The sequence below is a fragment of the Amycolatopsis sp. genome, assembly GCF_035546795.1.
Lineage (GTDB): Bacteria > Actinomycetota > Actinomycetes > Mycobacteriales > Pseudonocardiaceae > Amycolatopsis_E.
Genome location: NZ_DASZWC010000007.1, coordinates 13,115 through 31,696, shown reverse-complemented (window position 1 = coordinate 31,696; position 18,582 = coordinate 13,115). Strand labels below are relative to the sequence as shown.

General features: G+C 69.7%; 16 protein-coding genes. 10 read left to right on the top strand and 6 right to left on the bottom strand.

Features of this window, described 5'->3' with window-relative positions; translation table 11 throughout:
* Positions 1-15 precede the first annotated feature (15 nt).
* The 3 genes from VHD82_RS07525 (at position 16) to VHD82_RS07515 (ending at position 3,131) form a co-directional block, all read left to right on the top strand.
* The gene (locus VHD82_RS07525) at positions 16-1,437 is read left to right on the top strand and encodes a CCA tRNA nucleotidyltransferase (RefSeq protein ID WP_325698553.1); all 1,422 of its coding nucleotides are present in this window, start codon (positions 16-18) and stop codon (positions 1,435-1,437) included.
* Positions 1,438-1,468: 31 nt separating this feature from the next.
* The gene (locus VHD82_RS07520; RefSeq protein WP_325698550.1) at positions 1,469-2,776 is read left to right on the top strand and encodes a sensor histidine kinase; all 1,308 of its coding nucleotides are present in this window, start codon (positions 1,469-1,471) and stop codon (positions 2,774-2,776) included.
* A gap of 61 nt (positions 2,777-2,837) precedes the next feature.
* Positions 2,838-3,131, top strand: coding sequence for a hypothetical protein (locus VHD82_RS07515; protein WP_325698547.1), 294 nt, complete (start codon positions 2,838-2,840; stop codon positions 3,129-3,131).
* Here VHD82_RS07515 and VHD82_RS07510 read toward each other — a convergent pair.
* Genes VHD82_RS07510 through VHD82_RS07500 form a run of 3 tightly spaced genes read right to left on the bottom strand, consistent with a single transcriptional unit; the run spans position 3,128 to position 7,352 of the window.
* The gene (locus VHD82_RS07510; protein ID WP_325698544.1) at positions 3,128-4,951 is read right to left on the bottom strand and encodes a TNT domain-containing protein; all 1,824 of its coding nucleotides are present in this window, start codon (positions 4,949-4,951) and stop codon (positions 3,128-3,130) included. The genes VHD82_RS07515 and VHD82_RS07510 overlap by 4 nt on opposite strands.
* Before the next feature lie 36 nt (positions 4,952-4,987).
* Positions 4,988-6,085 (bottom strand): TNT domain-containing protein, encoded by a 1,098-nt coding sequence (locus tag VHD82_RS07505; protein WP_325698541.1) that lies wholly within the window; start codon positions 6,083-6,085, stop codon positions 4,988-4,990.
* Between the two features lie 28 nt (positions 6,086-6,113).
* Positions 6,114-7,352 carry an MFS transporter gene (locus VHD82_RS07500; RefSeq protein WP_325698808.1) on the bottom strand — a complete coding sequence of 413 codons (1,239 nt, stop codon included), beginning with the start codon at positions 7,350-7,352 and terminating at the stop codon, positions 6,114-6,116.
* Positions 7,353-7,648: 296 nt separating this feature from the next.
* On the opposite strand from VHD82_RS07500, the gene VHD82_RS07495 reads away from it, so the two are divergent.
* Positions 7,649-8,230, top strand: a complete 582-nt coding sequence (locus VHD82_RS07495; protein WP_325698538.1) for a YqgE/AlgH family protein — start codon at positions 7,649-7,651, stop codon at positions 8,228-8,230.
* A gap of 42 nt (positions 8,231-8,272) precedes the next feature.
* Here the strand turns inward: VHD82_RS07495 and VHD82_RS07490 are convergent, their stop codons facing one another.
* Positions 8,273-8,668, bottom strand: a complete 396-nt coding sequence (locus VHD82_RS07490; protein WP_325698535.1) for an SdpI family protein — start codon at positions 8,666-8,668, stop codon at positions 8,273-8,275.
* Between the two features lie 65 nt (positions 8,669-8,733).
* On the opposite strand from VHD82_RS07490, the gene VHD82_RS07485 reads away from it, so the two are divergent.
* Both VHD82_RS07485 and leuS read left to right on the top strand, forming a co-directional pair.
* Entirely contained in the window at positions 8,734-9,840 is a 1,107-nt protein-coding gene (locus VHD82_RS07485) for an esterase-like activity of phytase family protein (RefSeq protein ID WP_325698805.1), read from the top strand.
* Positions 9,841-9,870: 30 nt separating this feature from the next.
* On the top strand, positions 9,871-12,702 hold the full coding sequence (gene leuS / locus VHD82_RS07480; RefSeq protein WP_325698532.1) for a leucine--tRNA ligase: 2,832 nt from the start codon (positions 9,871-9,873) through the stop codon (positions 12,700-12,702).
* Here leuS and VHD82_RS07475 read toward each other — a convergent pair.
* Complete coding sequence (locus tag VHD82_RS07475; protein WP_325698529.1) at positions 12,699-13,442, bottom strand: TetR/AcrR family transcriptional regulator; 744 nt, start codon at positions 13,440-13,442, stop codon at positions 12,699-12,701. The genes leuS and VHD82_RS07475 overlap by 4 nt on opposite strands.
* A 343-nt stretch (positions 13,443-13,785) precedes the next feature.
* Here VHD82_RS07475 and VHD82_RS07470 point away from each other — a divergent pair, with 343 nt between their 5' ends.
* From VHD82_RS07470 to ptsP, 3 genes are read left to right on the top strand one after another with little or no spacing between them, the layout of a single operon-like run.
* Positions 13,786-14,658 (top strand): ribokinase, encoded by an 873-nt coding sequence (locus VHD82_RS07470; RefSeq protein ID WP_325698526.1) that lies wholly within the window; start codon positions 13,786-13,788, stop codon positions 14,656-14,658.
* A gap of 16 nt (positions 14,659-14,674) precedes the next feature.
* Positions 14,675-15,418 carry a hypothetical protein gene (locus VHD82_RS07465; RefSeq protein ID WP_325698523.1) on the top strand — a complete coding sequence of 248 codons (744 nt, stop codon included), beginning with the start codon at positions 14,675-14,677 and terminating at the stop codon, positions 15,416-15,418.
* A 21-nt stretch (positions 15,419-15,439) separates the two neighbouring features.
* Positions 15,440-17,068, top strand: coding sequence for a phosphoenolpyruvate--protein phosphotransferase (gene ptsP, locus VHD82_RS07460; RefSeq protein ID WP_325698520.1), 1,629 nt, complete (start codon positions 15,440-15,442; stop codon positions 17,066-17,068).
* On the opposite strand, the gene VHD82_RS07455 is transcribed toward ptsP, so the two are convergent.
* On the bottom strand, positions 17,056-17,649 hold the full coding sequence (locus tag VHD82_RS07455; RefSeq protein WP_325698517.1) for an NAD(P)H-dependent oxidoreductase: 594 nt from the start codon (positions 17,647-17,649) through the stop codon (positions 17,056-17,058). The two genes, ptsP and VHD82_RS07455, sit on opposite strands and share 13 nt — an antisense overlap.
* A 102-nt stretch (positions 17,650-17,751) precedes the next feature.
* Here VHD82_RS07455 and VHD82_RS07450 point away from each other — a divergent pair, with 102 nt between their 5' ends.
* Positions 17,752-18,582: a helix-turn-helix transcriptional regulator gene (locus tag VHD82_RS07450; protein ID WP_325698514.1), complete on the top strand. Its 831-nt coding sequence runs from the start codon at positions 17,752-17,754 to the stop codon at positions 18,580-18,582.

The window sequence follows — 18,582 nt, the reverse complement described above, 5'->3', positions numbered from 1 at the left end:
GGTGGTTGTGTCCCAGTGAACGAACTCGCCGCGAAGCGGAATGCGGTGACCGAGCTGATGCGGATCTCGCCGTTGGCGGACGACCTCGCGGGGTTGTTCGCCGATGCGGGCCATCGGCTGTACCTGGTCGGCGGCAGCGTGCGTGACGCGCTGCTCGGCCGGCTGTCCAGTGACCTCGATTTCACCACCGACGCCCGGCCTGCCCGGGTGCTCGAGATCGTCTCCGGCTGGGCCGACGCGATCTGGGAGACCGGGATCGAGTTCGGCACCGTCGGTGTCACCAAGCGCGGCGCGACGCTGGAGATCACCACGTTCCGCGCGGACAGCTACGACAGGGTGAGCCGCAATCCCGAGGTGACCTTCGGTGACAGCATCGAGGGTGATCTGCTGCGCCGCGACTTCACGGTCAACGCGATGGCGATCGACTTGTCGACGAAGACCTTCGTTGATCCGCACGGCGGGCTCGACGCGCTGGCCCAGCGCGTGCTCGATACCCCGGCCACTCCGCAGGAGTCCTTCGCCGACGACCCGCTGCGCATGCTGCGCGCCGCGCGGTTCGTGTCGCAGCTCGGGTTCACCCCGGCGCCGCGCGTGGTCGAGGCGATGACGGACATGGCAGGCGAGATCCAGCGGATCACCGCGGAACGGGTGCAGACCGAGCTGTCCAAGCTGCTGCTCGGCGCCCACCCGCGGCGCGGGCTGGAGCTGATGGTCGACGCCGGCCTGGCCACGCACGTGCTGCCCGAGGTGCCGGGGATGCGCCTGGCGATCGACGAGCACCACCAGCACAAGGACGTCTACGAGCACTCCCTGACGGTGCTCGAGCAGGCGATCGCGCTGGAAGAGGACGGGCCGGACCTGGTGCTGCGCCTGGCCGCGTTGCTGCACGACATCGGGAAGCCCGCCACCCGGCGCTTCGAGGACGGTGGCGGCGTGAGCTTCCACCACCACGAGGTCGTCGGCGCGAAGATGGTGCGAAAGCGTTTGCGCGCACTGAAGTACTCGAAGCAGATCGTGGACGACGTGAGCCAGTTGGTGTTCCTGCACCTGCGGTTCCACGGCTATGGCAAGGGCGAATGGACGGATTCCGCGGTCCGCCGCTACGTCACCGACGCCGGCCCCCTGCTGACACGCCTGCACAAACTGGTCCGCGCCGACTGCACCACCCGGAACAAGCGCAAGGCCGCCGCCCTGCAGCGCACGTACGACGAGCTCGAAGAGCGGATCGCGCGGATCGCGGCCGAGGAGGATCTGGCGCGGGTGCGGCCGGACCTCGACGGCAACGAGATCATGAAGCTGCTCGGCCTGCCGCCGGGGCCGCAGGTCGGCCAGGCGTGGCGGTTCCTCAAGGAACTCAGGCTCGATCGCGGGCCGCTTTCGCATGACGACGCGGTGGCGGAGTTGCGCCGTTGGGCGCGGGAGAACGGGATTTCGTAACTTATTCGCCGTCGCCGGGGACTACGAAGGCGTGACGTCCGAACATTCCCGGGCCGGCTTCCTGCTGACCCTGTTGCGGCGCGGCGCGCCCGCGGTGGCGACGGCCTCCGGTGCGCTGGACGACGAGATCGCCGACCCGAGCCCGATCCGCGCGATGCGCCGGATGCAGCGGATCGCAGGGCCGGTCGACCTGACCGTGAAGGACAACCTGCTGCTCCGGGCCACCCGATATGTCGCGATGGTCCCGTTGCTGTACCGGATCGTCGCGGTGATCGGGGCGCTCGCGGCGTTCCTCGCCGAGGACGGGCCGGATCCGGTCGTCCTGGTCGTGGCTGTGCTGGCCGTGGCGTGGAACGTCTTCGGGCTGCGGTGGTTGCTGCGTGCGGCGCCGTTCCAGGACGGCAACACCGCGCGCCTGTTGCTGCTCGACGTCGTGTTCACCCTGGTGGTGAATCTCGTTGTGGCGGCGACGGTTTCGCAGTCGGAGTACGCCACGGCGATGGTGGTGCCCGGCAAGGAGTTCCTCGGCACGGTGGCGTTGCTGACGCTCGCGCTCGGGGTCGGCTACGGGGTCGGTCTCGTCGTGGTCAGCATCCCGTTGAACGTGGTCTGCTGGTGGCTGAACACCGGATTGTTCAACGTGAAACAAGGCTTCACCGGGTTCGGCACACTGCTCGGGGTGGCGCTCACCGCCATGGGGGCGCTCGTTCTGCTCGGTATGGGCACCCGGCTCGCGCTCGCCTACGGCACCCGTAACGGCAGGCTCGCCGAGCGCGCCCGGCAGCACCGGGCGTTGCACGACACCGTGTTGCAGACGCTGGAAACCCTTGCCTTGCCTAGTGGTGGTGATCCCGCGGAGCAGTTGGCGCGGGTGCGCCGACTGGCCCGCGCGCAGGCGGTCGACCTGCGGAACACGATCGAGAAGGCCACCCGCGAGTCCGCGGAGGAGGCGGCTCGTCCGCTCGGCGAGAAGCTGACGGCGCTGGCGGCGGAGATGGCGCGGGAGGGTCTGCGCGCCCAGTTGGTGATGGCGGAGCTGGACGAGGAAACCCTCGACGAGGTCCGGCAGCTGGCGATCCGCGACGCCGCCCGCGAGGCGATGCGCAACACGCTCAAACACGCGGGCACCGATCAGGTCGTGGTGCGGGTGGACGAACAGGAAGGCGGGGTGGCCGTGGTGATCCGTGACCACGGCACCGGCTTCGACGACGCGCACCGGCCCGCCGGGTTCGGCATCAGCGAGTCGATCACCGCCCGGCTCGCCGAAGCCGGCGGCCGCGCACTGGTCGAGTCCAGCCCCGGCCGCGGGACCCGGGTGACGTTGTGGATGCCGCGGTAGTGCCGCGATGCGGTGCGTCCGCAGGTCAGGGCCGGTTTTTGGGCTCTTTACGGTCATTTCCATGAAGAACGAGACGAATGCCATTGAGATCGCGCTGGAAGCACGGGAAACTTCACGCATGGCTCTCGACGAGGCTCGCAAGGCGCGCTGGCTCGCGTCGAACGGTGTGCTGAACGCGCTCCGGGACACGCAGATCGAGCACGGCAAGATCCTGGTTCAGCACGGTGCGCGGCTGGACGCGCTCGAGCGTGAGATGCGCGAGGGCTTCACCGAGATGCGGGAGAAATTCTCCACGCTCCAACTCGGCATGTCCCAGATCACCGCCTTGCTCACGAACCTCCAGCGCGAGCGCTAAACCCGTTCCACCGCACCGGTTTCCACGTACTGCGCCAACGGGTGCGACAGGAAGTAGGCGAGCGCGCCGCCGGGCATCGGGCCCCAGGGCTGGGTCAGTCCGGTCAACGCCGGTAACGCACGGGTGAGCCGATAGCGCTGCTGCGGCTGTTCCCGGTCCGGGGTCAGCGACGCTTCCGGGAACCGGGTCGACGGGTCGTGCACCAGGTTGCCGTGCTCGGTGCCGAACCGCAGCACCGTCGTTCCCGCGGCAAGGATCACCATCCGCTTGGCGCGGAAGAAGTTCAGCGGCGGCTCGCCCCGCATCGGCAGGATCGGCCATTCCACCTCCGGCCCGTCCATCCGCGCCGGGTACATCAGCAACGAGCCGAGCAGGTACCGCGCCGCCTCCTCGACGTGCCCGAACGTCGTGGGCTCACCACCGCCGGTGCCGATGACCTCCCAAGCCGCCCCGGACCGCCGCAGGCACCAAACCCCGGGCTCCACCTCGCCGAGCCGGTACGCCGAAGCCGGCACCCCGTACTCCGTCAACCGCCTTTGCAGCACTGCCAGCACTTCCGAAGCGCGCAGGCCCAGCGCCGGTTCGCCGCCGCGCTCGACCAGAGTGACCGGATCCACCTCGACCCGGTCGAACGCGGGCGGGTGCGGCTTGCCGAGCAGCTCGGCCTCCGCCGTCGCGCGCAGGCGCGGCGACAGGAACGGCACGCGATAACCGTTCGACCGGATCTGCTCCAGCAGCCCGGCCTCGGGTGGAAGTCCGTATTTGCGCAGGTAATGCGGCACGGCGGCGGGCCAGATCCACAGCCCATCGGTGTGGAACGCGTCCGGCACGTCGGCCGGGCCCGCCGGGTTCACGGCATCGGGCAGCGTGCCCGGCCGCGCGAGGACCACGGGCGCCCGGTACAGGTAGTCCAGCACCGGCCGGACTTCCTGCGGCGGCAGCGGTTGCGGCTGCTCGGGCAGGGACGCATGCCGGAACTTCACACCAAGCGGAAGGCCGGCCTTCTCGGCCAGCCAGTCCGGCACCTGGCTGCGCTCACGCGGGAAACGCGCCAGCTCGGCCTCGTACGCCGGGGCCGTCAACCTGTCCCCGGGCGGCTGCCGCCACGAAGGTTCGTTCACCGGGTCGTAGTCGAACTGGAAGGACGAGGGTGCTTCGAGTGTCAGTGTGCCCTTGAACCACGTGCCGCTTTCCGGCTGATACATCGCCGCGCGCAGCGAGCTGAACAGCTGGCTCAGCTGCGGCGGCGCCGGGATCGACACCGAATAGTCGTCGCCGACGGCCCGGATCTCGATCTCCGAGTAGGCGCCGACCTGGCGGAACTGCGCCGCGACGCGCTCCCAGCCGTCGGGCAGGATGGCGCGCACCGCCCGCGCGATCGACCGCACCAACGTTTCCGGCTCCTCCGGTTCGGCCGGGGTGCCGCCCGCGAAGTCGTGCCTTTCCTGCCACAGCGCGGTGATGTCATCCGGGTCCGCGTCGGTGCTGAACTCGGCGAGGCCGAGCTGCCGGGCCCGCTGCTCGTCGTGCCCGTTCCATTGCAGGGCAAGCGTTTCGCCGTCCGGGGCGATGCGGAAGATCTCGTCGGCGAACAGGCAGTGCGTCTGCAGCGTGAAGGTGGCTTCGGCTTCGGCCTCCGGAATCACCTTGGCTGGGCGGGCCTCCCATTCGGTGTCGGCCTCCTCCGGCGGATCCTCACCGGACAGCGCGACGAGCAGCAGCGTGCCGTCCTCTGTGGACCGCTGCGCCTGGAAGACCCGCTCCCGCCAGACAGCGAACAGTCCTTCCGGGCGTTCGGCGAGTTCGACTCGATACCGCACCTGGCTCCCCCTGAAGGTCGACGAACCGGTAAGAACCTAACCCACTACCCGCTCCAGGCTGCCGTCGGCGAGGTGGTCCTTGATCGCCTTCGGCAACACGTAGCTCACCGCCCCGCCAGGCAGGTTCGCCCACGGCACGGCCAGTCCGACGATCACCGACAGCGGACGGCACAGCCGGTACTTGTGTTCCTTGCGTTCCCGTTCGATGGGCAGCGAGGTGGTCGGGAACCGCGCTTCGTCGTGGTGTACCAAATTTCCGCCGTCGCCGCCGAACCGCAGCACGACCGTGCCGGCGCCGAGCCGGACCATCCGCTTGTTGCGCAGCAACGTCAGTGGCGGTTCGCCCTCGGTGGGCTGGATCGGCCAGTCGGCGAGCTCGGCCGCGGTCTCCAGCGGGGTCGGGTGCCCGGCCGTCATCCGCGCCGGATGCAGCAACAGCGCGCCGAGCAGGAACTGTGCGGCGGCTTCGGCCTGGTAGAAGTACCAGGGTTCGGCCGGGCGCCCGTTCTCGTACCAGGCCACTTCCCAGCCCTGTTCGGTGGTGTTCAGGCACCACGCCCCGTCGGCCCGCGCTGCCAGCCGGTACGCCTCCGGCCACACGCCCTGCTCCCCCAGTCGCTGCGCCAATACGACGAGCAGCGCGGCGTCTTCCAGCTCGGGATCGGTGCGGGTTTCCAGCTCCGCGGCGACATCTCCGCTGGTCGGACCCAGGTCGCGGGGGTCGGCGCGAGGTCGTGGGCGGCCGAGCAGATCGGCCGCCGCGGTCCGGCGTAGCAACTTGTCGACATAGGGCGGCTGGAACTCCTGCGCGCGGATGTGCGCGACGAAGTCCGGCTCCGGCGGGGTGCCGTACTTGCGCAGGTAGTGCGGCACCGACGCGTGCCAGACCCAGGTGCCGTCGGTGTGGTAGCTCTCGGGCACGTCGGCCTCGGCGCCGCCGCTGAAGATGTCCGGCCCCAGTCCGCTGCCGACGAGCACCGCGGGCTGACGCTCCAGGTATCTCAGCACGGCTGTGGTTTCCGCTTCGGACAGCGGCTTGCGGTCGACCACCGGTGCGGCGTCCGCGGGCTGTTCGTCGACGACCCGCGCGTGCCGGAAGGTCACGGCGAGCGGGTGTCCGGCCGTTCTGTCCATCGCGATCACTCTAAGCGAACGAGTTGCGTCAGGACGCGGGATTCCGCCGAATCGCGAGGAGATAGCCCAGCCCGCCCAGCAGATACACGGCGGTGGCGATGATCAGGAGCAGTGCCGACCGCCCGTCCAGCGGGGTCACCGCGGCTGCCGCGGCGACGGCGGCCACCTGGGTGATGTTGAACAGGGTGTCGTAGAGCGCGAAGACCCGGCCGCGGGACTCGTCGCCGACATCGCGCTGAATCGCCGAATCGACACAGAGTTTCAGCACCTGACCGGCGCCGGTGATGAGGAACGACGCCAGCAGCACGGTCGGCAGGACCATCGGCAGCCCGAGCCCGAACTGCGCGACCGCCGCCAGTGCCAGCGAACACAGCACCACGCGATGCCGGCCGAACCTGGCCACCAGCCGAGGCGTGCAGAACCCGGCGAGCAGAATCCCGGCGCCCGCCATCACCGCCATCTGGCCGAGACCGGGCAGCCCGGCCTTGAGCACGCCGACGTCGGAAAGGGCATAGCGCATCAGCAAAACGGTCAGCAGCAAGGAAACTCCGTACGAGGCCCGATGCGCGAACAGCGCGATGAACCCGGCCGTCACGGTCGGGGCGGCGACCGCGGCCTTGGCGCCGTCGGCGAGCCCGCGTGCCACAGCGAGCACTGGGTCCGCAGGCTCGTCAACCGCGTCGGGGCCGAGCCCGCCGCGGGCGAACCGGGCCACGATCGCGGCGGCGAGCAGGGAACCGAGCACGGCGAACGACGTCGTCCACGCCGAACCGCTGTTACCCGAGCCGAACAGCGCGCGCAGCAGGATCGCGCAGCCGCCGCCGAGCACCGAGATCATCGCTCCGGTGGTGGTGGCCAGCGCGTTCGCCGTGACCAGCGTGTGCTTGGGGACGACGTGCGGGAGCGCGGCCGACATACCCGAGCCCACGAACCGGGAAATCCCCTCGACCAGCAGCGCCAGCACGAACAGCTCGACACCCGCGAGACCGAAACCGACCGCGACCGCGGCGCCGATCACCGCCAGCCCACGCAGCAAGCTGGCCAGCAGGACGACCCGGCGCCTGTCCCACCGGTCGAGCAGCGCGCCGGCGAACGGGCCGAGCACGGAATACGGCAACAGCAGGACGGCGAACCCGCCCGCGATGGTCAACGGGTCGGCGCCGCGCTCCGGGTTGAACAGCACCGCGCCGGCCAGCCCGGCACGGAACACGCCGTCGGACCACTGCGCGGCGAAGCGGGTGAACAGCAGCCGGCGGAAGCCGGGCATCGCGAGGAAGGCACGCGGACCGGCCTTCGTCGGGGTTTCCGCGCTTGCCGTCACAGCAGGCAAGCATACGGTGCCGGAAGGTGTTCCCGGTCTGCTCGAAACGGAAGTTTTGGGACCGGCGCACTTGGTCGCCTCTCGGCGGCGTGGCGCAGTGTGGCTCCAGCCGGACGGTATTCCACAAAGGCTCTTCTCAAGTGGGCCCGGGGGACACGGAGTGCGCCGGTCATCCAGTCCAACGGAGCAGGGCGGCGTGTTGTTCCCGCGCCCCGCGTCCGGTTCGGACGGCAGGTGGGATCATGGCTCCCGTGCCAGCGGACGCCGAGGTTGAACCGGGCTCGCTCCTGGTCGCCGCACCCACGATGTTCGACCCCAATTTCCGGCGCACGGTCGTGTTCATCATCGACCACCGGGAGGAGGGCACGCTCGGCGTCGTCCTGAACCGCCCGAGCGACGTGCCGGTCGACGACGTGCTGCCCAGCTGGGGCCGGCACGTGGTGGAACCGCAATCGGTGTTCGTCGGCGGCCCGGTGGAGAAGAAGACGGCGTTGTGCCTGGCCGCGCTGCGCACCGGGGAGTCGGCTTCGGAGGTGCCGGGACTGATCGGCGTGCGTGGGCCGGTCGCGCTGGTGGACCTCGACGCCGATCCGGATCTGCTGGTGCCGAAGGTTCGCGGGCTTCGGGTGTTCGCGGGTTATGCGGGCTGGGATTCCGGCCAGCTGGCTGGCGAGATCGACCGTGGCGACTGGCTGATCGTGCCCGCGTTGCCGAGCGATGTGCTGGCCACGCCGGAACGTGATCTGTGGGGCCAAGTGCTGCGACGCCAGGGAGTGCCGACGGCTCTACTGGCCACCCACCCCGGCGACCTGCAACGAAACTAGGGCCAGCCCCTCGCCCGACCACCGCCGCCGATCGAAGCGCTGCTAGGCCTTCTGCAGCGAGCACCCACCGCACGCGCACCCGGCGCATCCGGCCGGGACAGGCGCGGGCACACCCAGCGCCGCGCGGTGCCCGAGCAGCCCACCGGCCACGACCAGCGCCACCATCCCGACGAGGCCGACGACGGTGGCCACGATCGTGCCCGCGGTCCCCGGCATCACCAGCCCGGCGATCCCGCCCAGCACGCCGACTACCCCGGCGACGATCGTCGGCAGCCCGGCGACCTTGTTGCCGAGCTTGAACGCTTCGTCCGAGCGGAGGGTCGCGTCCGTCCGCACGCCGGCGCCGCGGTCGCGCGGCAGCTTTTCCCGCCAGCCGAGGAGACCACCCCAGCCGACGACGACACCGAGCACGATGGGAAGCAGCGCGACGAGGAACACGAAGCAAGAATAAGTGTGATCCGCAATCAACCTGTTGGTCACCCTGATCCGGTGTGCTGCAGGCCATGTCGCGTCGCGCGCTTTCCGTCGCCCTGATCGGTGCCCTGTCCCTCACCGCGCTGGCCGCACCGGCCGAGGCCACCCCAGCTCGCGTGCGGTTTCTCGGTGAGCAGATCGTGCCGAACGGGCTCGCGTTCGAAGGCACCACGGTGGGCGGCCTGTCCAGCATCGACTACGACCCGCGCACCGGGCAGTACGCGTTCATCAGCGACGATCGCTCGGCGCTGCAGCCCGCCCGCTTCTACACGGCGATGTTCGACGTCACCGCCAAGGGACTCGGGCCGGTCACGTTCACCGGCACGCATCCGTTCCTGCGCCCGGACGGCGCCACCTATCCGCCGCTGGCGCAGAACGACCCGGCCCTGCCGCAGAACGAGCAGACCGTCGACCCCGAAGAACTGCGCGTCGACCCCTGGACCGGCGACTACTACTGGACGCAGGAGGGCGAGCGCACCGCGACGACCCTGATCGACCCGTCCCTGCGCGAGGCGAAGCGGGACGGCGAATACGTCCGTGATCTGCCGATCCCGGCGAACGAACGGATGCTGCCCGACGCCGGCCCGCGGCAGAACCTGGTGCTGGAAGGGTTGACCTTCGCGGCGGCCGGCTCGCTCGTGGTCAGCGCGCTGGAGGGTCCCTTGCTGCAGGACGGCCCGCTCGCCACCACGGACCAGGGCCAGACCTCACGGATCACGGTGCAGAGCCGCTTCGGCCCCGTGCTGGCCCAGTTCGCCTACCCGCAGGAGCCGATCTTCGCCGCCGGGGCGGGTGGCAGCACGGGGGTTTCCTCGATCCTGGCTGTGGACGCGACGCACTACTACGTGCTGGAGCGGTCGTTCGTCAGCGGCGTCGGCGACAAGATCCGGATCTACGAGGCCGACCTCTCCGGCGCGACCAACGTGCTCGGCCAGTCGCTGGCCGGGGCACGGCCGGTCCGGAAGAAGCTGGTCGCCGACCTGTCCGACTACCCGCTGTCCACCGTCGACAACATCGAGGGGATCACGTGGGGGCCGCGGCTGCCGACCGGCGAGCGCAGCCTGATCCTGGTGAGCGACAACAATTTCTCGTCGAGGCAGGTCACCCAGGTGCTGGCTTTCGCGGTCGGCTCTTAACCGTTTCCGCCGGGGTCATACCATTGACGTGTGAGTGAGGCAACCGAGGAAACGCCCGGCCACCGGTACAACGCAGCGGCGGCCGGCCGCATCGAGCTGCGCTGGCAGAACTACTGGGCCGACCACGGCACGTACCACGCGCCGAACCCGGCCGGCCCGCTCGCGGCCGAGCCCGTGCCCTCGGACAAGCTCTTCGTGCAGGACATGTTCCCGTACCCCTCGGGCGCGGGGCTGCACGTCGGTCACCCGCTGGGCTTCATCGGCACCGACGTGTTCGCCCGGTACCACCGGATGATCGGGCGCAACGTGCTGCACACGATGGGCTTCGACGCCTTCGGCCTGCCCGCCGAGCAGTACGCGGTGCAGACCGGCCAGCACCCGCGCAAGACCACCGAGGAGAACATCGAGACCTACCTGCGTCAGATCCGCAGGCTGGGGCTCGGGCACGACGAGCGGCGCCGGATCTCCACGATCGACCCCGAGTACTACAAGTGGACGCAGTGGATCTTCCTGCAGATCTACAACTCCTACTACGATGAAAAGGCCGGCCGAGCTCGTCCCATTATCGAGCTGGAGACCGAGTACGCGCAGGACAAGCGCCGCACCCCGGACGGCCGCGGCTGGTGCGAGCTGACGCGCGCCGAGCAGCTGGCGGTACTGGACGAGCACCGGCTGGCCTACATCTCCGAGGCGCCGGTGAACTGGTGCCCCGGGCTGGGCACGGTGCTGTCCAACGAGGAGGTCACCCCGGACGGCCGCAGTGAGCGCGGGAACTTCCCGGTGTTCCGCCGCAACCTGCGCCAGTGGATGATGCGTATCACCGCGTACGCCGACCGGCTGGTGGACGACCTGGACAGGCTGGACTGGCCGGAGAAGGTCAAGTCCATGCAGCGCAACTGGATCGGCCGTTCGCATGGCGCGCGGGTCAAGTTCGCGGCCGGCGGGGAGACGATCGAGGTCTTCACCACCCGCCCGGACACCCTGTTCGGCGCCACGTACCTGGTGCTGGCGCCGGAGCATCCGTTGGTGGACAAGCTGACCAGCGACGCCTGGCCGTCCACTGTGGACGAACGTTGGACGGGCGGCGCGGAGCACCCGGCCGCGGCGATCGAGGCCTACCGGCTGGCGGCCTCCCGCAAGTCCGAACTGGACCGGCAGGAGAGCAAGGAAAAGACCGGCGTCTTCACCGGCTCCACCGCGGTGAACCCGGTCAACGGCAAGGAGATCCCGGTCTTCGTCGCCGACTACGTGCTGATGGGCTACGGCACCGGCGCGATCATGGCGGTGCCGGGCCAGGACCAGCGTGACTGGGACTTCGCGGAGAAGTTCGGCCTGGAGATCATCCGCACGGTCCAGCCGAGCGAGGGTTTCGAGGGCGAGGCGTACACCGGCGAAGGCGCGGCGATCAACTCGGGCTTCCTGGACGGCATGGACGTCGCCGAGGCCAAGAAGACGATCATCGACTGGCTGGAGGAGCACGGCCACGGCGAGGGCACCGTGCAGTACAAGCTGCGCGACTGGCTGTTCTCGCGCCAGCGGTACTGGGGCGAGCCCTTCCCGATCGTCTACGACGAGGACGGCGCGCCGCACGCGCTGCCGGAGAGCATGCTGCCGGTCGAGCTGCCCGAGGTGGACGACTACTCGCCGCGCACCTTCGATCCGGACCAGGCCGATTCCGAACCTTCGCCGCCGCTGTCGCGTGCGACGGGATGGGTCGAGACCACGCTGGATCTGGGCGACGGCCCCAAAACCTACCGGCGTGACACCAACACGATGCCCAACTGGGCCGGTTCCTGCTGGTACCAGCTGCGGTACGTGGACCCGACCAACTCCGAGCGGTTCGTCGACCCGGAGAACGAGCGCTACTGGCTGGGCCCGCGCCCTGCCGAGCACGGCGTGCACGACCCGGGTGGTGTGGACCTGTACGTCGGCGGGGTGGAGCACGCGGTGCTGCACCTGCTGTACTCCCGGTTCTGGCAGAAGGTCCTGTTCGATCTGGGCTACGTGTCCTCGGAGGAGCCGTATCGCAGGCTGTTCAACCAGGGCTACATCCAGGCTTTCGCGTATGTGGATTCCCGCGGCTTCTACGTTCCCGCCGACGAGGTGGTGGAGAAGGACGGCAAGTTCTTCTTCGGCGACGAAGAGGTCAAGCAGGAGTACGGGAAGATGGGCAAGAGCCTGAAGAACGTGGTCACGCCCGACCAGATGGCGGCGGACTACGGGGCCGACACCTTCCGGTTCTACGAGATGTCGATGGGCCCGCTGGACGTGTCGCGCCCGTGGGCCACCAAGGATGTCGTCGGGGCGCACCGCTTCCTGCAGCGCCTGTGGCGGCTGGTCGTCGACGAAACGACGGGCGAACTGCGCGTGAGCCAGGCCGAGGCGACGACGGAAGACCGCAAACAGCTGCACAAGACGATCGCCGGGGTTCGCGAGGATTTCGCGGAAATGCGGTTCAACACCGCGGGCGCGAAGCTGATCGAGCTGAACAACCACCTGACGAAGGTCTACGGCTCCGCCGAAGGCACTCCGCGTGAACTGGTCGAGCCGCTGGTGCTGATGCTGGCCCCGCTGTGCCCGCACCTGGCCGAGGAGCTGTGGCACCGGATGGGCCACGAGGACACCCTGGTGCACGGCCCGTTCCCGGTGGCGGACGAGAAGTTCCTCGTCGAGGAGTCGGTGGAGTATCCGATCCAGGTCAACGGCAAGGTGCGCTCGCGGATCACGGTCGCCGCGGACGCGGGCAAGGACGTCGTGCAGTCGGCGGCGCTGGCGGACGAGAAGATCGTCGCGCTGCTCGACGGTGGCGAGCCGCGCAAGGTGATCGTGGTGCCCGGCAAGCTCGTCAACGTGGTGCTCTAGCCTGCCGCGATGCCGATCTCGTTCGCGAGATCGGCCAGCAGCGCGTCGAAGACCGCGTCCGGTTTGGACATCGGGATCGGGTAGTTCCCGAACACCTCGAGCGTGATGTGCCCGTAGATGCGCGCCCAGAACTGGATCATCACGTAGGTGGTGCCGAGCTCGATCTTCGCCGGCGGCACCTCGACTCCGGACTGGGCCAGCACGGACAGCAGTTCGTCCTGGAACGCCGCCAGATCGTCGCGCAGTTCGGTCGGCACGGCCTCGGCCGCCGGAATGGTCAGCTGGTGGGTGGCCAGGATGTGCCCGGCGGCCATCAGGAAAATCCGGCCGAACGGTTCGTTGGCGCGGCTCAGTGTGGCGACACTGCCGGCCGCCGAGCCGACCTCCCCGGTCGGCGAGGCGAACACCAGCGTGAACTCTTTGGTGTGGGTCAGCGCCCAGCGGCGGAATCCGCGGCAGATGGCGAAAAGTTGCGCCGGGCCGTCCAGCTCGAACGCGGCGACCTCTTCGGCGAGCTCCGCGCCGAGGTCGGTCACGACGTCCCGGCGCAGGTGGCTGATCAGGTCGTCTCTTGATCCGTAGTAGCGGTAGAGGGCGGGCGCGGTGATGCCCAGTTCGCGCGCGATCGCCCGCAAGGTGACTGCTTCCGGCCCGCGCTCGATGAGCAACGTGCGGGCGGTCCGCCTGATGTCCTGGTCGGTCGCCACCCGTACGCGGCCTCGGCGCGTCGGCTTGTCCATTCCGGCATTCTAGGAGTCCGGCCGTTCCGGTATGGCCAGGACGTGAAGGTAAGCCTGGTCAATGGCTTGAACAGCGTGCGAGAGAGCGCTTTCCGCAGCGGAACCGGGCGCCGCCGGTACCGATCGCTCGGGGGGCTACGCGATCGGTACCGGCGACCCGATGCCCGTCCTCGGCGGGGCCGGGGGCGGACAGTTTGGGAGAGTCCGGTTGGTGGCCTGCGGGACGTCCCGACCGAGGAATTGACCCGTTCGGGTGAGTGCTGCCGGACGCTTACCCTAGTGTCGCATCCAACCGGTGAGAAGTTACAAAGTTCTTCACATTTGCATAGGAAACACTGACCACATGACTCACGACGTCCTGGTGATCGGCTCGGCCAACGTCGATCTTGTCGTCCCGGCCGAGCGCCGGCCCGGCGCCGGGGAGACCGTACTGGGTGGCGACACGACCGTTTCACCCGGTGGCAAGGGCGCGAACACCGCGGTCGCGGCGGCCAGGCTCGGCGCCGACGTGGCGCTGTTCGGCGCGGTCGGCGCGGATTCCTACGGTGAAATCCTGCTGACATCACTGGGCGAAGCGCGTGTCGGCACCGAGTTCGTGCACAAAACGCGGCGGCCGACCGGGATCGCCTACATCACCGTGACCCCGGATGGCGAGAACTCGATCCTGGTGTCTCCGGGCGCCAACGGCGCGCTCGGAACCGACGGGCTTGCCGAGGCATTCGAGGGCGCGCGGGTGATGGTCGCCTCGCTGGAGATCCCGCTGTCCACGGTGGAACAGGCCGTCGCGGCCGCCACCGAAGCCGGGGTGCGCACCCTGCTGAACCTGTCCCCCGCGGCCGAGATCTCCGCGGAAACCCTTGCCGCGCTGGATGTCCTGCTGGTCAACGAGCATGAGGCCGCCTGGCTGCTCGGCGCCGACGTCGATCCGGCGAAGCTGCTCGACCTCGGCCCGCGCGCGGCCGTGGTGACTCTCGGCGCCGAAGGAGCGCTGGTGATCACCGCCGAGGGCAGCACGAACATCCGTTCCCCCAAGGTGGAAGCCGTGGACACGACCGGCGCCGGGGACGGCTTCACCGGGGCGCTCGCGGCGGCGCTGGCCGCCGGGGACGATCTCCAAACGGCTGCGCGCAAGGCAGTTCAGGTCGCGGCGATCTCCGTGACCCGGCATGGTGCACAACCCTCGTATCCGGCGGCGGAGGAAATGCCCGCCGAGTGATCCGCGTTACGTCAACGTGAGTCAGGCGACCTTCGGCACCCTGTGGCGGCGCGCGTATCTCGACCAGCTGAGATCGATGCTGACCGGGCGTTCCGGTGAGCTCGAGATCCTGCCGTTGGAGCTGGCGGTTGCCGCGCTGGGCAGGCAAAGCGAAAGCCACGAGGGGCGCCGGGATGTCCCCGTAAGGGCGATTGTCGGCACGGTGGCCAGGGTGGGCGATTTCGACCGGGACTTCCGGCCGCGAAATCCGGCGTTGCGTGAGCGCTGGGAGACGCTCGCCGCGAGCCACGCCGAGTTGCCCCCGGTTTCGCTGGTGCGGCTCGGCGAGTTGTACTTCGTCGAGGACGGGCATCACCGTGTTTCGATCGCCCGTGCCCGCGGGCAGGAGACCATTTCCGCGCGGGTGCACCGGATCTGCACGATCGCGTGCGCGAGTCACTGCCTCACCCTGGCCGACCTGCCGGTCAAGACGGCGGAGCGGATGTTCCTGGAACGCGTTCCGTTGCCCGATGACGTGCGCGTCGGGCTGTGGCTGGACGAACCGGCGCACTGGGCGCGGCTGGCGGACGCGGCCGAGGCCTGGGGTTTCCGCAACGGCCTGGCCGACCGGTGCACGCTGGCCGAGACCTGGTGGGAGCAGGAGGTACTGCCGGTGGTCGTGCGGTTGCGGGAGCGCGGGATCTGCCTTCCGCCGCGAGACGTGCAAGCCTATTTCCAGGCGCTCGTCGAACGGGACACGACGGGCTGTTGGTCGGGATAGCGGAAAGGTATGGTCTAGACCATGTCGGAACTTACCGGGGTCGCCGTGAGTCCGGGCCGCGCCAGCGGCCCCGTCGTCCGCGTCGCCGAGCCACTCGGCGAACCAGCGGCCGCGCCGAAACCGGTGGACCCGCAGGCCGAGGCCGCCCGGATCGCCCCGGCGACGCAGGCGGTGGCAGCCCGGCTGGAAGCGCTTTCCGAAGCCGCCACCGGTGAGGCGTCGACCATTCTGCTGACCACCGCCGCGATGGCAGGCGACCCGGCGCTGGTCGCCGAGGCCGAGCGGCTGGTCACCGCCGAAGGCCTGCCGGCGCCGCGCGCGTTGTACGAATCCGCCAACGGCTTCGCCAAAACCCTTGCCGCGGCGGGTGGATACCTGGCGGAGCGGGTGCGTGACGTCGAAGACGTGCGTGACCGCGTGGTCGCCGAACTGCTGGGAGTGGCGCCGCCCGGCGTCCCGGAGCTGGCCACGCCGAGCGTGCTCGTCGCGCGTGATCTTGCACCGGCCGACACCGCGGGGCTCGACCCGAAGCAGGTGCTCGCCCTCGTCACCGAGGAAGGCGGCCCGACCAGCCATACCGCGATCTTGGCGCGGGCATTGGGAATTCCGGCGGTCGTTGCGGTCCGCGGATTGCTGGCGCTGGATGCCGAAGCGCTACTGGTGGACGGGGACACCGGGCAGGTCAAGGTCGTCGACCCGGCCGCGCCCGTGCTCGCCGCCACGGCTTCGGGCCCGGTCGAATGGGACGGCGTCGGCACCACTTCGGACGGACACCGGGTCAAGGTGCTCGGCAACGTCGGCTCCCCCGCCGACGCGCAGGCCGCGGCGGATGCCGGTGCCGAGGGCGTCGGCCTGTTCCGCACCGAGTTCTGCTATCTCGACGCCGCGGACGAGCCCACGGTCGCCGAGCAGCGCGCGGCCTACGCCGCCGTGCTGGCGCCGTTCGCCGGCAAGCCGGTCATAGTCCGCACCTTGGACGCGGGGGCGGACAAACCGCTGCCGTTCCTTTCGCCGGAGGACGAGCCGAACCCGGCGCTCGGCGTGCGCGGGTTGCGCGTCGCCTTCGACCGGCCCGAGGTGCTCGACCGGCAACTCGCGGCGATCGCGACCGCCGCAACGGATTCCGGCGCCGAAGTCTCGGTGATGGCGCCGATGGTCGCGACGGCCGCGGAGGCCGCGTGGTTCGCCGAACGAGCCAGGGCCGCCGGTATCGAGCGGGTGGGCGTGATGATCGAGATCCCGGCGGCGGCCTTGTGTGCCAAGGAGATCCTCGACGCGGTGGACTTCGTCTCGGTCGGCACCAACGACCTCGCGCAGTACACCTTCGCCGCGGACCGCCAGCTCGGCGCGGTGGCCACGCTGAACGACCCTTGGCAGCCCGGTTTGCTGCGCCTGCTGAAGTTCATCGGCGTGGCCGCCGAAGCCACCGGCAAACCGGCGGGCGTATGCGGCGAGGCGGCGGCGGATCCCTTGCTGGCGCGCGTACTCACCGGTCTCGGCTTGACCAGCCTGTCGATGAACGCGGCCGCGATCAAGGCCGTCGGTGCGTCGCTCGCTTCCGTCACACAGGAACAGTGCCGGCAGGCCGCGTCCGCGGTGCTCACCACGGCCGATCCGGCCGCCGCCCGGCTCGCCGCTCAAGCCGGGTAGGGCTCGGCCTCGCGCGCCGACCGGAGTGCTTTGGCCCACCAGGCGAGCTGATCGAGCAGCGTCTTGGCGTACCCGGGTGCTTCCGGATCGAGCGGGCGGCCGTCCTCCCAGGCGGTGAAGTAGTTCGGAAAGGCGAGTCCGTCGCGAATCGTCACCGCGTGCAGTTCGGTGAGCACGTTCTCCAGGTGCAGCACCGCATGCCGGCCACCGGCGAGGCCGCCGTAGCTGACGAACGCGACCGGTTTCGCCGTCCACTGGGTGAAATGCCAGTCGATGGCCGCCTTCAGCGACGCGGGGTAGCTGTGGTTGTACTCAGGCGTGACCACAATGAACGCGTCCGCCTCGGTCAATGCTTCCGTCAGCGCCGCCATCCCGGCCGGACGGGGGTAGTCCTCACCCGCGAACTTCGGCGATGCGGCAGGCAAAGCCAGCGGGATGTCGATCTCGGCGAGATCCACGACTCGCACGTCGAAGCCGCCATGCAGACCCGCCTGTTCGGCCACCCACGAGGACACGACGGGTCCGAACCGTCCATCCCGGACACTTCCGACGATGATCAGCAGCTTGTGTCTGTTCTCCATGCGAACCACGATGCGGGTTCCCGCGGGGCACAACCAGACCGTGCTCAGGCTGGCCCCGAGAGGGCCACGCTGCGCACCGCACGGTCGACGTACGCTCGAAACATGGGTACACCACTGGGTGATTTCATCCGGGCCAAGCGCGACGGCGTCCAGCCGGAGTCACTCGGGCTGCCCGAACGCGGCCGTCGTCGGTCACCGGGCCTGCGCCGCTCTGACCTGGCCGCGCGGGCCGGGATCAGCGTCGAATACCTGACCCGCATCGAGCAGGGCCGCGACCGCAACCCCTCGGTGTCGGTGCTGAACGCGCTGGCCGACGCGCTCAGCCTGGCGCACACGGAGCGCAGTCACCTGCGCTACCTCGCGAAGATCACCGGCGGCGAATGCGCCGCCCACCCCCAGCCTGCGCCACCGCCGCGGGAAATCCGGCCGTCCGTCCGGCGGACGCTCGAACTCCTCGAACCGGGCATCGCGATGGTGACCAACCGGCTGGGCGACATTCTCGCCCGCACCAGTGGCTACGAGGCACTGGTCAGCGGGACGGGCCTGCTCGACGCGGACGCGCCGAACCTCACCCGCTACGTCTTCACCGACCCCCGTGCGCGGACGTTCTTCGCCGACTGGGACGCCATCGCCGACGAGCAGGCCTTCGACCTGTGGCTGGGGCCCACCCTCGAAAACTCCGATTGGCTCACCGCCGAACTCGCCCCGATCGCCGGCCCCGAGTTCACCCGCCGGCTGAACCACACTCGGGTCCCGTCGCGCGGGGTGCTCCGGCTGAACCATCCGGCGGGGCCGGAACTGCGGTTGGACCGCGAGACGATGGAACTCACGGCGGACGATCAGCAGCTGATCGTCTACCTGCCCGCGGACGAACAGACGGCGCGAGCCATCGACCGACTCCGGCCGCACAGCAGGCTCCGGGTCATCTCCTGA